At 41.4% G+C, this 13,347-nt stretch carries 13 protein-coding genes; 11 read left to right on the top strand and 2 right to left on the bottom strand.

From position 1 onward, the window contains the following. The first annotated feature begins 1 nt into the window (after position 1). The 7 genes from NSQ36_RS09430 to NSQ36_RS09400 all read left to right on the top strand — a co-directional run bounded on the left by NSQ36_RS09430 (position 2) and on the right by NSQ36_RS09400 (position 6,017). Positions 2 to 934 (top strand): YafY family protein, encoded by a 933-nt coding sequence (locus NSQ36_RS09430; protein WP_309217856.1) that lies wholly within the window; start codon positions 2 to 4, stop codon positions 932 to 934. A gap of 54 nt (positions 935 to 988) precedes the next feature. Further along, positions 989 to 1,462 (top strand): GyrI-like domain-containing protein, encoded by a 474-nt coding sequence (locus NSQ36_RS09425; protein WP_106032551.1) that lies wholly within the window; start codon positions 989 to 991, stop codon positions 1,460 to 1,462. A gap of 37 nt (positions 1,463 to 1,499) precedes the next feature. Further along, positions 1,500 to 2,219, top strand: a complete 720-nt coding sequence (locus tag NSQ36_RS09420) for an MBL fold metallo-hydrolase (RefSeq protein WP_137055102.1) — start codon at positions 1,500 to 1,502, stop codon at positions 2,217 to 2,219. A gap of 3 nt (positions 2,220 to 2,222) precedes the next feature. Then, on the top strand, positions 2,223 to 2,795 hold the full coding sequence (locus NSQ36_RS09415; protein ID WP_003216130.1) for a TetR/AcrR family transcriptional regulator: 573 nt from the start codon (positions 2,223 to 2,225) through the stop codon (positions 2,793 to 2,795). 148 nt (positions 2,796 to 2,943) lie between these two features. After that, positions 2,944 to 3,825 carry a hypothetical protein gene (locus NSQ36_RS09410; RefSeq protein ID WP_226803596.1) on the top strand — a complete coding sequence of 294 codons (882 nt, stop codon included), beginning with the start codon at positions 2,944 to 2,946 and terminating at the stop codon, positions 3,823 to 3,825. Beyond that, the gene (locus NSQ36_RS09405) at positions 3,788 to 4,393 is read left to right on the top strand and encodes a DUF4166 domain-containing protein (RefSeq protein WP_339205580.1); all 606 of its coding nucleotides are present in this window, start codon (positions 3,788 to 3,790) and stop codon (positions 4,391 to 4,393) included. Before NSQ36_RS09410 ends, NSQ36_RS09405 begins: the two co-directional genes overlap by 38 nt. Beyond that, positions 4,386 to 6,017, top strand: coding sequence for a YndJ family protein (locus NSQ36_RS09400; protein ID WP_339205578.1), 1,632 nt, complete (start codon positions 4,386 to 4,388; stop codon positions 6,015 to 6,017). Before NSQ36_RS09405 ends, NSQ36_RS09400 begins: the two co-directional genes overlap by 8 nt. Here NSQ36_RS09400 and NSQ36_RS09395 read toward each other — a convergent pair. After that, the gene (locus tag NSQ36_RS09395; RefSeq protein ID WP_339205576.1) at positions 6,007 to 6,486 is read right to left on the bottom strand and encodes a site-2 protease family protein; all 480 of its coding nucleotides are present in this window, start codon (positions 6,484 to 6,486) and stop codon (positions 6,007 to 6,009) included. The genes NSQ36_RS09400 and NSQ36_RS09395 overlap by 11 nt on opposite strands. Positions 6,487 to 6,717: 231 nt before the next feature. On the opposite strand from NSQ36_RS09395, the gene csaA reads away from it, so the two are divergent. The 3 genes from csaA (at position 6,718) to NSQ36_RS09380 (ending at position 10,586) form a co-directional block, all read left to right on the top strand. Beyond that, on the top strand, positions 6,718 to 7,050 hold the full coding sequence (gene csaA, locus NSQ36_RS09390; RefSeq protein WP_003215734.1) for a chaperone CsaA: 333 nt from the start codon (positions 6,718 to 6,720) through the stop codon (positions 7,048 to 7,050). A 513-nt stretch (positions 7,051 to 7,563) separates the two neighbouring features. Continuing rightward, positions 7,564 to 8,955 (top strand): MFS transporter, encoded by a 1,392-nt coding sequence (locus tag NSQ36_RS09385; RefSeq protein WP_058014922.1) that lies wholly within the window; start codon positions 7,564 to 7,566, stop codon positions 8,953 to 8,955. Between the two features lie 23 nt (positions 8,956 to 8,978). Next, a complete protein-coding gene (locus NSQ36_RS09380; RefSeq protein ID WP_050943941.1) occupies positions 8,979 to 10,586 on the top strand; it encodes a glycoside hydrolase family 43 protein in 1,608 nt (535 codons plus the stop codon). Between the two features lie 45 nt (positions 10,587 to 10,631). On the opposite strand, the gene NSQ36_RS09375 is transcribed toward NSQ36_RS09380, so the two are convergent. Continuing rightward, the gene (locus NSQ36_RS09375) at positions 10,632 to 11,792 is read right to left on the bottom strand and encodes an ROK family transcriptional regulator (RefSeq protein WP_339205573.1); all 1,161 of its coding nucleotides are present in this window, start codon (positions 11,790 to 11,792) and stop codon (positions 10,632 to 10,634) included. 214 nt (positions 11,793 to 12,006) lie between these two features. Between NSQ36_RS09375 and xylA the strand changes: the two genes are divergently transcribed. Then, on the top strand, positions 12,007 to 13,344 hold the full coding sequence (gene xylA, locus NSQ36_RS09370; RefSeq protein ID WP_284907239.1) for a xylose isomerase: 1,338 nt from the start codon (positions 12,007 to 12,009) through the stop codon (positions 13,342 to 13,344). Positions 13,345 to 13,347 lie beyond the last annotated feature (3 nt).

Genomic DNA, 13,347 nt, shown 5'->3' with positions numbered 1-13,347 from the left:
CATGAAAATCGACCGCATTTTATCTACTGTGATGCTGCTCATTAGCAAGAAGCAAGTACAGGCGAAAGATCTTGCTGAACTTCACGAAGTGAGCACGAGGACCATTTATCGTGACATTGATACCATCAATCAAGCGGGAATCCCTGTTGTCACAACCCAAGGAGCAGGTGGAGGCATTTCACTTGTTGAGGATTATCGTTTAGAGAAAAAATTATTTACCGATGATGACATCGAGGTCATTTTAACAGCCCTCGAAAGCATGACGAGTGCCTATTCCTTTAAAGAAAGCGAACATGTACTGAAAAAAATCAAATCGCTTATTCCCACGCATACGTGTGAAAACGAAAAACAGCATCATGTCTTCATTGATTTAAGCTCCTGGGGAAAAGACAGCCAGGCAGAAAAGAAGCTCCAGCTCATTCATACAGCTGCGTCAGCGCACCAATACATTCAGTTTACTTACCGCAATGCGAAAGGTGAAACACTTCCACGCAAAGTGGAGCCTTATACGCTCGTTTTAAAAGGGAGGCATTGGTATTTGTATGCGTTCTGTTGTGTAAAAAAAGCTTTTCGTCTGTTCAAGCTGACTAGAATGACGGGTCTTGTCACCATTTCAGGGTATTTTCAACCGAAAAGAATCAAAAACGAAGAAAAGCCTTGGAATGATTCTTGGCAAGAACAACCGTCGATCAGCTCTGTCACGCTCAGGTTAACGGAAGCATCAGTGGGGAAAGTGAAGGAATGGGTAGATGAGAACGAATTGAATGTTTGTTCAGACGGCACTTACCTTGCCACCATTACCGTACCTCTTGATGATTGGTTAAATAGTTTCCTATTCCATTTAGGTCCAGATGTTGACATTCTTTCCCCGAAGCATGTCAAAGAAGCGTTTGACATTCAGTTGAAACAATTTCTCAAACGAATAGAAACTTGACACAATGTTGTCAGGTTTCTTTTTATATGATAGAAAAAAAGGAGATGAGAATGTATGTACGATATCGTGACATTAGAGAAACAATGGATGAAAGGGTTGTCTGTTCGAACAACAAACGAAATGGAGCAAACAAAAGAGCGGAAGATTGCTCCACTCTGGCAACAATTTTTTGCGCAGCAGCTTTACGGAGGGCAAGCGCCCGTCATAGGATTATATTCAGATTATGAAAAAGATGAGCATGGCTCTTATTTATTTACTGCTGGGCAATTCGTGGATCAGCAGGTAGAACATGTCATAGAGATTCCTGCATCGACCTACGCAAAATTCCGAACGAGAAAGGGACCTATTGAAGAGGTTGTGTTGGAGACATGGCAGCAGATTTGGGCGTGGGATGAGCGCCATTACCGCACATATACAGGCGACTTTGAATGGTATGATGAAAGATCTATAGATCCAAAAGAAGCGCAAATTGATATTTATATTGCGGTTGATGAAGAAATGCTTGCTAAAACTAATATCATTAGTTAATATAAAACTAACGACATTAGTTTTAGGAGGACATATGATGAGATTGACAACTTTTGATCGCCTGCACCAGCTCACATTGATGCCGCGTCTATTTCCGGTAAATTGCTATGTATTTGAGGAAGAAAATGGACTGATATTAATTGATGCTGCTTTAAAAATGGCAGCAAGCTCGATCATTGAATTTGCGCACAAAAAAGACAAGCCAATCGACAAGATTATTCTTACTCATAGTCATATGGATCATATCGGTGCACTAGATGAAGTGAAAAAGGCTTTTCCAGAGGCAGTCGTTTATTTATCAAAACGCGATGCCCTCCTTTTTGAAGGTGATTTTTCCTTGCTTCCTGGTGAACCTCAGCAAAAAATTAAAGGCAGTTTTTCAAAAGACATTCACACAAAACCAGATGTGCTTGTCGAAGAAGGGGACGAGATTGGGTCACTTAAAGTCATCTCAACACCAGGACATACACCTGGAAGCATTTCTTTATACGATGAAAGGTCAGGGATTGTCATTGCAGGAGATGCACTTGTGACAAAAGGCGGTTTATTCGTAACGGGTGAGTTTCGCTTGACCTTCCCGTTCCCGGCTTTTGCCACTTGGGATGCAGAAACAGCACTCAAAAGTGCCGAAAAATTGCTGGCACTTCCCTTATCTTGTCTTGCAGTAGGACATGGTGATCTTATCATGGAACCTCATGCCAAGCTTCAAGCTGCCATAACAAAAAGGCAGCATCAGTTAAAGAAAGGGGAGCAGTAAACCGTGTCTCCAAGAATGGGTATCACGCAAGAAAAAATCATCGATACAGCGGCCGCATTTGTTGATGAAGAGGGCTTTTCTGCATTGACCATTGCTACATTGTCTAAAAAGCTGAACATCAGACCACCTTCTCTTTATAATCATGTATCTGGTCTTCTTGAAATTCAGGCGGCACTCGCAGAAAAAGGGCTGTCCATGCTACGTGAAGAAGGTATACACGTAACAGAGGGATTGGATAAAGAAGAAGCTGTGTTAGCCTTTGCCAAACAGTATGTTCAATTTGTCCGCGAACATCCAGGCCTTTATGAAGCGGCCTTTTCACATATGGAGGAGAAAAAAGTAAGAAGTGAGGCAGAGCGCCTTGTTGAATTTGTCCAATCCATCATGGCCCGTTTTGGTGTCAAAGAAGAAGAGATGACACATGTGGTCAGAGGACTAAGAAGCTTATTGCACGGCTTCGGTGATATTTCAAATAAAAATGGATTTCAACGAAAAGAACAGCTTGAAGACAGTGTGAGCTATGCGGTCAAGCTTTATATCTCAGGTGTGTTGCAAAAAGAAGATCTGTCTCATTGACAGGTCTTTTTTTGGTAGTGAACCGATATGTTAAAGAGGCGACCATCTTGAACCAATTTTTTGACAAAAAAAGAATAAACATTTGACAGTTTTGTGAAACATGGTATGCTTGTTATGTGAAACAATTCACATAGAGGAGTAGAGGCAGATGAAAAGAAAGCCTGTTTATGTGGAAACAACCATTCATGCACCGATAGAGAAAGTATGGGAATATACGCAAAATCCAAAGCTTCATGAACAATGGGATTTGCGCTTTTCAACCATTTCATTAAATGAACCTCAAAATGAACAGCCCCAATCCTTTTTGTATGAAAAGCATCTTGGGTTTGGTTTAAGTGTCACAGGGACAGGAGCTTATCGAACAAGAATGATGGATGAACGGAATGAGCGGGCATCCTCACTTCATTTCAAATCGTCACACCCATTGTCTTTTATCAAAGAAGGCAGCGGCTACTGGAAGTATATGAAAACAAGCGACCACATTGTGTTTCAAACTCAATTTGATTACAAAACGAAAGAAGGAAAAGGATGGACATGGGCAGACCGGATTCTTTTTCGCCCAATGATCGGGTTTATGACAGCCTTTAGTTTTGGGGCATTAAAGACGTGGCTTGAAAAGGGAACACATCCCCGTTTGTTGCTAGAGAGAACACTTGCTCATTACGGGATTTGTTTGCTGTTTGCCATCGTCTGGCTATGCCAAGCGGTCATTCCTTTTTCACATTCGGCTTTTGATCATAGCACGAGTTTCCGATTGTTTTATGCGCTTTTAGGCGTATCATGGCTAATTCCCAAGCTAACAAAGAAATATCTATTCATTTTTCAAAGTATGTTTCTTCTCATCATGCTTTGTATAGGGGTCCTATCCCCGCAAACGACGCTTCATGAGCCGCTTGTGATAAGTGCATTTTTCATTTTGTCGATTGCAGGTATGATCAATCTAAAAGATTGTGTAGATGTATTTTCCATCAAACGAAAAAGGGGAGGTAGACATGGTCGTTCATCGTCATCAAGTAAAGGATTACGATAAACTGCATCCAAAGCTAAAAGAGAGATACAATCGCGCGTTTTCTGCTGAAGGCACCATGGAGGAAATAGGCGGCGGGTCAAGACTCATTCGATTTATTTTCAGAATTGGTTCTTTGTTTCGGTGCTTTTTCCCTGAAAGAGGAAAAGACATTCCTTTCCAAATTGTCAATGATCCCTTTGTGACACGTAAGGGAGAGGAAGGGATGCACTGGTATCGAACGTTTTATTTCCCAAAGAAGGAGCGGCACTTTGATGCAGATATGATCATTGATCAGAAGAGTCATACAGTACTAGACTACTTTGGAAAGCCTAGACTTCTTGTGTCAGAGCTTCATTTTACAGTAACAAAGCATGGTTTCTTGCACATCCAATCCGGCCGGCAGAAGTTTTTGATGTTCGGCAGGGAATGGCCGCTGCCTTCATGGCTTTATGGTGTGTCAGATGTAACGGAAGGCTACGATGAACATGCAGGTGAATATACCATTGATGTCCACGTGAAAAATCGCCTGTTTGGTACTCTTTTTACATATAAAGGCCGTTTTACAGAAAGGGTGTCTCATGATGAATAAGTGGCATTTGACATCCAGTCTGATCTTCATGTCTTGTTTTATCGCCACCCGTTTCATGACAGGCCGGGTAGCAGAATTTTTTGTTCTCATGGCAATTCTATTTTTTGTTCCCTCTGCCTTACACTTTTTTGAGAAAGAAGGGAAGAAACACAAGCCAGAGAGGCTGATCGGCTTTTTAATGAAAGCCTTTCCACTAGCGGCTCTTTGTGCAACCACTGCTTTTATCTATCATTCCGCTTGGTTTGCATCGGGATGGCTTTTATATACAATCTTATTGGCGTTATTTGGCTTTTCTCGTTTGCTGAAAAGAGGAATCTTTCCGCTTCATGAGCTGATGATTGATGGCGCATGGATGTATCTCGCTTTAGGCGGTCTGTGGTTTTGGCTGTACACAGCAGATATACAGGTGATGACATTTTCGCCGATCATTGTTCTTTTGACCGCTATTCATTTTCATTACTCGGCTTTTTTTATCCCGCTTTTTTATGGATTTTTAGGAAGGCAGCGAATAAAAGAGACAGCTTTATACAAAGCGGCAGGCTGGGTGATTTTGCTGTCGCCTGTGATGATTGCTGTGGGGATTAGCTTTTCCCGTCTATTTGATACGTTCAGCGTCATTCTTTATGTGATGGCCCTCTACATATATGGCATCCTTTGTATGAAAACAAGATTTCGGTCGACTTTGGCAAAAGGACTTGTTGTGTTTTCTAGCTTAGTTTTAATGGGGACGATCGTGTTATCACTTCTTTATTCCGCTGGTATGCTGATGCGTGTGACCTACATCAGCATTGATCAGATGATTTGGTTTCATGGCAGTATCAATGCTTTTTTTGTGATTTTGCCGGGGTTGATTGGCTGGCTGATTGAAGGGCCGAAGGATCAATTAAAGCAGAAGAACTTTCCGATTTCCAAAGTGTATGGCCGGTTTCAACTGATCTCTTTTCAAGAGGAAAGCGTGCATAACCATGAGAAGCTGGGTTTAGTCGATTCGCTTGATGAATTAAATGGAACGACATTTTCAGCTGACAGGGTGTCACCTGTGATTCGCAGATTTTATGAAGACCCTATGGCTTTTACATTAAAAGCAGCCGTCAGCTTTCATTGGTGGGTAAGGCCGTTTGTTTTTTTACTTCAGCCAGTGTTTAAGAAAATAGGTCAGCTTTATTTGGGGTTATCTCGTCATCCATATGAGATGAAGGGACGTCTGACTAGATTTCAACATCCGAAGGAAGAAAGGGAAAATGTTCGGGCTTGGATACGTCACAATGTAAAAGGAGAGCAAGTCTTTTTTGCTCTTTATGCTCTTCATTACGATGCAGCTGCGGGTTATATGAATATTGCGCTGCCACTTCCGTATTCTCAGCTGACAGCTATTTTAAAGCCTTTTAATGAGAAAGAAGATTTTCTATTAAAAAGCGCATGTCCAAAAGGCAGTACCGGTGACGAAGGATTGTATTTGCATACGCCTTTTATCACCATGAAACTGCCAATGGAAGAAAGCTTTCATATGAAGCCGGAGACAGATCAAAGTCTCACAGCGGTACATCAAATGAAGCTGTTCGGTATTCCTTTTTTAACGATTCATTATCATATTGACAGTGAAAGTCATCATGTTAGTCAATGATGTCGCATGGTTCACCGTGCCGAATGATGTTCACAATCGCTTGCCCATCACTCGGATGATGATCTGTATACTGGACTGGCAGCAGTGCAAAAAATACATAGTAGACTGAGAAGTAAGCAAATTGATAGAAAAATTGGTGCTCTGGCAGGAAATCATTGGCGATCATTGTGTTCAGTATGAGAACACTGAGCAGGTTGCATAATGAACCGCCTAAGTAGACAAGAATGTGCGACAATCGGTTGTTTTTCCTCATTTCTTCATAGTGGCAAAATGCATCTAGAAAATAGATTCGTCTAATTTCAACGACGCCTACTTTCAACACTTTTTTCCCTCTGCCAAGCGCAAAGGAAACCTTTGCTCCAAACATCCACGCGACCACAATATGGCCAAGCTGATGCAGGATGGCAACGATAGGAAGAATGACAAAAAACGACCAGCAAAACGTCCACATATCCGATAATGTAAACAAGTGTGAACCCTCCCCAATATATTCGGGAGGAAGCAGTAGGATTATTTGCCATTTTACTGAATTCATTTTCAGGATGCAAACATTTAATACACGACAATAAATTTATTATGTAAACTATAAAGGTGATTTTAGCGCTGTATAGGCTTTTTGAACCTCCTCTATGACAAAATGAATGTGCTACAATGGATAATCAATAGATTACGTTACCTTTTATGAAGAGGAGAGAGTCAGATGGCAGATATTGAACAGTTTTTGGCGTTAGATATTCGCGTTGGGACGATCATAGAAGCAGAATTTTTTGCAGAGGCAAGAGTGCCTGCATTGAAGCTCAAGATTGATTTTGGTGAAGAAATTGGTGTAAAGCAATCTAGTGCTCAGCTGACAAAGCGTTATACAGCGGAAAATCTTACCGGCAAACAAATCGTAGCGGTCGTTAATTTCCCGCCAAGAAGAATTGCAGGGTTCAAATCAGAAGTGCTTGTCTTAGGAGGCATGCCGTCAAAAGAAGACGTGGTGTTGTTAGCGACAGATGAACCGGTTGAGAATGGAACAAAAATAGGGTAAGAAAAAAGACATCTTCCTAAGAAGATGTCTTTTGCGTATTGAGGCGGAATAACCACACGCCACATTCGTGTGTGTCTCAAAGAGACATGTTACCCGACTTACACAATTCAGCTCATCGCTTGATTAATATAGCATGGGATGAGCTTGAATGCAACCTTTAAATGAATTCTTTCAGATTTTCTTGTCATTTCACAAGATGAATGACAAGAAATCGATTATTTGGATTATTTTTTCAAAATATATTGAAAAGTCAGATCAGATTTTATAAAATGAATTCATCTTAGTTTGTTTGGTCAATAAACTAAGATGAATTTCAAGTATTGATCCCTATATTGAAGGAGATGATTCTGTCATTCGACTGTTTTGCTGCGCATTTGGGCTAAGCTGAAAGGAAGAGATGTTCAGCTACATTTTTATAACAAATTGAAAGCGCTTTATATTCCCTGTATTGATTGCTGCTGCCCTCCGTCATCTGTTCGTTAGAAGAGGCTAAGTGAAGAAGGGAGAAAGCTCATGGTTAGTGAGAATTTAAAGAAGATTCGTATGTCTGAAAAAGTGGGATATGCTTCAGGGGATTTCGCATGTAATTTGATTTACGCAACTGTTTCTACGTATCTATTATTTTTCTATACAGATGTGTACGGTTTATCAGCGGCAGCAGCAGGGACGATGTTTTTGGTTGTTCGCGCCATCGATGCGCTTGCAGATCCATTTATTGGTGCATTGGTAGACCGGACGAACAGCCGTTTTGGTAGATTCAGACCTTATTTGTTATTCGGTGCGTTTCCTTTTGTCGTACTTGCCATTCTTTGCTTTACAACACCTGATTTTTCCGAAATGGGTAAACTCATTTATGCCTACATCACGTATGTTGGTTTATCGCTTACATACACATTCATCAACGTTCCTTATGGTGCTTTAACTTCCGCAATGACAAGAAATAACCAAGAGGTTGTCAGTATTACGTCCGTTCGTATGGTGTTTGCCAATCTAGGTGGTCTAGTTGTTGCTTTTTTTGTTCCTTTTCTTGCGACCTTTTTAAGTGATACGACAGGAAATACAGCACTTGGCTGGCAGATGACGATGGCTTTTCTCGGCGTTCTTGGCGGCGCATTACTGATTTTCTGTTTTAAAAGCACGAATGAACGTGTCACGCTTCAAAAGCCAGAGGAAAAGATTAAATTCAGTGATATCTTTGTCCAATTACGAGTGAATCGCCCGCTTGTTGTATTAAGCATTTTCTTTATTATTATTTTTGGTGTGAACTCGATCAGCAACTCTGTTGGGATCTATTATGTGACGTATAACCTTGGCAGAGAAGATTTAGTGAAATGGTACGGACTCATTGGCAGTCTGCCAGCTTTAATGGTGCTTCCGTTTATTCCGAAGCTGCACAAGCTGTTAGGAAAGAAAAAGCTGCTGAATTATTCTTTATCGCTGAATATAGTAGGTCTTCTTGCTTTACTTGTGATACCGCCGAGTCAAATCACTTTAATACTGATTTTCAGGCTTGTTGCTGCTGCGGGGAGTATTACAGCGGGTGCTTACATGTGGGCGCTCATTCCTGAGACTGTTGAATACGGCGAATATAAAACTGGAAAAAGGATGGGCGGACTGATCTACGCAGTCATTGGATTTTTCTTTAAATTTGGGATGGCATTAGGCGGGATTGTTCCGGGGCTTGTACTCGATCGATTTGGCTATGTTGCAAACCAAATACAGACGCCAGAAGCATTGCTTGGCATTTTAATCACGGTAACAGTGATTCCTGTATGCTTACTGATTTTAGCGATGATTGATATTAATTTTTATAATCTAGATGAAGAAGAACACCAAAAAGTCGTGAGGGAGCTTGAGAATAGGGATCAAGTATATATCGATCATATGGATGATTTTAAAATGTAGGTCGTGAAAGAGGAGGAAGTTGAATGAAAATCACCAATCCAGTACTCAAAGGATTTAACCCGGATCCAAGTATTTGCCGTGTAGGAGAAGATTATTACATGGCGGTCTCTACATTTGAATGGTTTCCAGGGGTACAAATTTATCATTCGAAGGATCTTGTGCATTGGCGGCTTGCCGCGCGTCCTTTGCAAAAAACGTCGCAGCTGGACATGAAAGGAAATCCTGATTCTGGCGGAGTATGGGCACCGTGCCTAAGCTATGCAGATGGTCAGTTTTGGCTCATTTATTCAGATATCAAAGTAGTGGATGGTCCATTTAAAGATGGTCATAATTATTTGGTTACGGCAAGTGAGGTTGATGGTGATTGGAGTGAGCCGGTTAAGCTTAATAGCTCTGGCTTTGATCCCTCTTTATTTCATGACCAAAGCGGGAAGAAATACGTCTTAAATATGCTGTGGGATCATAGAGAAAAGCACCATTCCTTTGCGGGTATTGCCTTGCAGGAATATAGCGTGACGGAAAAGAAACTCATTGGTCAGCGGAAGGTCATTTTTAAAGGCACACCGATTAAATTGACAGAAGCACCGCATCTTTATCACATCGGTGATTACTATTATTTATTAACAGCAGAAGGAGGCACCAGGTACGAGCATGCGGCAACAATTGCCCGTTCCCGGCAGATTGAAGGGCCTTATGAGGTTCATCCTGATAACCCAATTTTAAGTGCTTTTCACTCACCTGAACATCCGCTTCAAAAATGCGGTCATGCTTCCATTGTTCAAACGCACACAAATGAGTGGTATCTCGCTCATCTGACTGGCCGCCCTATTCAATCAAGCAAGGAATCTATTTTTCAGCAAAGAGGGTGGTGTCCTTTAGGAAGAGAAACAGCGATTCAAAAGCTTGAATGGAAGGATGGCTGGCCGTATGTTGTGGGCGGAAAAGAAGGAACGCTGGAGGTTGAAGCGCCAGCGATCAACGAAAAGGTTTTTGCTCCTACCTACCATACAGTCGATGAGTTTAAAGAATCAACGTTAAATAGACACTTTCAAACATTAAGAATTCCTTTTACTGAACAGATCGGTTCATTAACGGAAAAACCTCAGCATTTAAGGTTATATGGTCACGAATCTCTAACATCTAAGTTTACTCAAGCCTTTGTTGCAAGGCGCTGGCAAAGCTTTTATTTTGAAGCAGAGACAGCTGTGTTGTTCTATCCAGAGAATTTTCAGCAAGCCGCTGGTCTTGTGAATTATTACAATACGGAAAATTGGACAGCGCTTCAGGTGACATATGACGAGGAACTTGGCCGAATTCTTGAATTATCTGCCTGTCAAAACCTTTCCTTTTCTCAGCCATTGGCACAAAAAATCGTCATTCCAGAGGAGGTCACCTATGTGTATTTAAAAGTGACCGTTCAGAAAGAAACATATACCTATTCTTATTCATTTGATCAAAAAGACTGGAAGGAAATTGATGTGATATTTGAATCTAGCCACCTATCTGATGACTTCATTCGAGGAGGAGGATTTTTTACAGGGGCATTTGTCGGCATGCAGTGCCAGGATACAAGCGGCGAGCGTCTGCCTGCTGATTTCAACTATTTCCGTTATGAGGAAACAGATAAATAAAAAAAGACAACACGGTAAGAGCTGTCTTTTTTATCTATGAATCTGTCATGGTGAGAGGGTGGCATCTTGCAGGAAAGCTTCAATGACGAGAGATGTCATCCCTAATACTGGTGCGTTGTGTCCTAATGACGATGGAAGCAGCTCGACATGTGAACTGAATTGAGTATCCATCCTGGAGGAGACCTCCTCTTGAATCACACGTAGAACCGTTGGCTGCGCTTCAATCACCTTGTTTCGTAAAATAATCGCTTGCGGATTAAAGGTATGGAGGACGTTTGTGAGACCAACCCCAAGGTAAAAGCCAAAGTTGCGCAGGGCATTGAGGGTTTTCATGTCATTTAACGTCGCCAGCTTTTCCAATTCTTGATGAGAGATGGGCTGATCATTTGTTTGAAGGGACTGAAACAAGGCTTTCTCAGATGCATACAGCTCCCAGCAACCACGGTTTCCGCAGCTGCATGTTGGTCCATTAAAGTCGATGGTCATATGTCCCATTTCACCAGAAAAGCCATATGCACCTCTGTATAAATGATGATTGATAATGATCCCGATTCCAATGCCGGTGCCGATGCTTGCATAGATCAAATGATCATAATGTTTAGCGGAACCAAAGATTTTTTCACCATATGCACCGGCATTTGCTTCATTTTCAATGAAGACGGGTACTTGGAATGCGTCTTGGAGCGTTGTTTTCATGTCAACATTTTTCCATTTAGAATGCGGCGTAAACACGATTTGTTGATCGGCATCCACTAGCCCGGGTATACATAGGCCAATACCTATGAGCCCATATGGGGAAGAAGGGATTTGGGCCTTCAACTGCTGTATTAATTCAGTTAATATGCGTATGGTCACATCAGGAGCGCTTGATGGGAGCTTGATCTGTTCTTCTTGAAGGATGGACCCTTCAAGGTCGGTTAAAATGCCATTGACATAATCAACGCCGACATCAATCCCGATGGAGCAGCCAGCACGTTTATTAAACATGAGTAAAACCGGTCTTCTCCCGCCGCTAGACTCACCTTGACCGATCTCATAGACGAGTTGCTCTTTCATTAATGTACTCACTTGAGAGGAAACAGTCGATTTATTTAACCCAGTGCGTTCAGATAATTTAGCTCTAGAAATTGGCGCATGCTGGAGAATTTCTTTTAATAATAGCTTTTGATTTATTTTTTTCACAAAGTTCTGATCAGCGATATCCATGTTATCCACTCCATTTGTTTCGTCTTTAGATTAAGTGAAGAAAAAAGCTGCTTTTCTATGCATGTAATCTGTAAGAAGGATGATTTTAACTTTATTATAACGAAAATATTTCTAAAAAACTAAAAAATATGGAAAATTCAAAGTGAATTGATCATCAATTGAACATTAGTTTGTTGAATCAACTTACAAAGTATATTCATAGGAGGAATAAAAGATGGCCAACTCAAATATGAAAACGTTACACAGTTTAGAAGGAATCGGAAAAATACAATTTGAAGGAAAACAATCAAAAAATCCACTCGCTTTTAAACACTATGATCCAAGTGAAATGATTGGCGGAAAAACAATGAAAGATCACCTGCGCTTCTCAGTCGCTTATTGGCATACATTGACTGCTGATGGAACAGACATGTTTGGAACTGGTACGATGCAGAGAGCCTGGGACTCCTATAGCGGAATGGATTTAGCAAAAGCTAGATTGGAAGTAGCCTTTCAACTGTTTGATCTATTGGATGTTCCGTATTTTTCCTTCCATGACCGTGACATTGCACCGGAGGGAGATACGCTTCAAGAGACGAATCAGCAATTAGACATCATTTTAGAAAGAATGAAAGAATACATGCGGGATAGCGGAGTCAAGCTGCTGTGGAATACAGCCAATATGTTCAAGCATCCTAGATTTGTACACGGCGCAGCAACATCTTGTCATGCAGATGTCTTTGCCTATGCAGCCGCACAGGTGAAAAAAGGCATCGAAACAGCTAAAGAACTTGGCGCAGAAAATTACGTTTTCTGGGGAGGACGAGAAGGATACGATACTCTGCTGAATACAGATATGAAAAGAGAGCTTGATCACATGGCGTCATTTTTGCATATGGCTGTTGATTATGCAAAGGAAATTGGGTACACTGGCCAATTTTTAATTGAGCCTAAGCCAAAGGAGCCAACCACTCATCAATACGATGCAGATGCAGCAACATCTATTGCCTTTTTAAAGCAATACGGACTAGATTCACATTTTAAATTGAACATCGAGGCCAATCATGCGACGCTTGCTGGTCATACGTTTGAGCATGAATTACGCGTCTCAAGAATACATGGATTGCTCGGTTCTGTGGATGCGAACCAAGGGAATACGCTGCTTGGCTGGGACACGGATGAATTTCCAACCGATTTATATGCCACAACTCTTGCCATGTATGAAATTCTGCAAAATGGCGGACTAGGAACTGGCGGTCTCAATTTTGATGCAAAAGTGAGAAGAGCTTCTTTTGAGCTTGAAGATATTTTGTATGCCCATATTGCGGGCATGGATGCATTCGCAAAAGGACTGCGGGTGGCTCATAGACTCATAGAAGATCGTGTGTTTGAAGATGTGATCAAGCACCGATATCGCAGTTTTTCTGAAGGGATTGGCCGTGACATTTCAGAAGGAAAGGCAAACTTTCATACATTAGAAGAGTATGCGCTCAAGCACCCTTTAATCAAAAACGAATCGGGAAGAGAGGAACAGTTGAAAGCCCGGTTAAATCAATACTTGTTAGAAGATTGATTG

The organism is Bacillus sp. FSL W8-1143 (assembly GCF_037965155.1).
Lineage (GTDB): Bacteria > Bacillota > Bacilli > Bacillales > Bacillaceae > Bacillus > Bacillus pumilus.
Note: the sequence above shows the minus strand (reverse complement) of the source record. Positions and strands in the feature narration are given on the sequence as shown.

Coding starts and splice junctions, on each gene's coding strand:
- NSQ36_RS09385 (WP_058014922.1), top strand. CDS start 7,564: ATGGTTAGTGAGAATTTAAAGAAGATTCGTATGTCTGAAAAAGTGGGA.
- NSQ36_RS09400 (WP_339205578.1), top strand. CDS start 4,386: ATGAATAAGTGGCATTTGACATCCAGTCTGATCTTCATGTCTTGTTTT.
- NSQ36_RS09420 (WP_137055102.1), top strand. CDS start 1,500: ATGAGATTGACAACTTTTGATCGCCTGCACCAGCTCACATTGATGCCG.
- NSQ36_RS09380 (WP_050943941.1), top strand. CDS start 8,979: ATGAAAATCACCAATCCAGTACTCAAAGGATTTAACCCGGATCCAAGT.
- xylA (WP_284907239.1), top strand. CDS start 12,007: ATGGCCAACTCAAATATGAAAACGTTACACAGTTTAGAAGGAATCGGA.
- NSQ36_RS09430 (WP_309217856.1), top strand. CDS start 2: ATGAAAATCGACCGCATTTTATCTACTGTGATGCTGCTCATTAGCAAG.
- NSQ36_RS09425 (WP_106032551.1), top strand. CDS start 989: ATGTACGATATCGTGACATTAGAGAAACAATGGATGAAAGGGTTGTCT.
- csaA (WP_003215734.1), top strand. CDS start 6,718: ATGGCAGATATTGAACAGTTTTTGGCGTTAGATATTCGCGTTGGGACG.
- NSQ36_RS09405 (WP_339205580.1), top strand. CDS start 3,788: ATGGTCGTTCATCGTCATCAAGTAAAGGATTACGATAAACTGCATCCA.
- NSQ36_RS09375 (WP_339205573.1), bottom strand. CDS start 11,792: ATGGATATCGCTGATCAGAACTTTGTGAAAAAAATAAATCAAAAGCTA.
- NSQ36_RS09410 (WP_226803596.1), top strand. CDS start 2,944: ATGAAAAGAAAGCCTGTTTATGTGGAAACAACCATTCATGCACCGATA.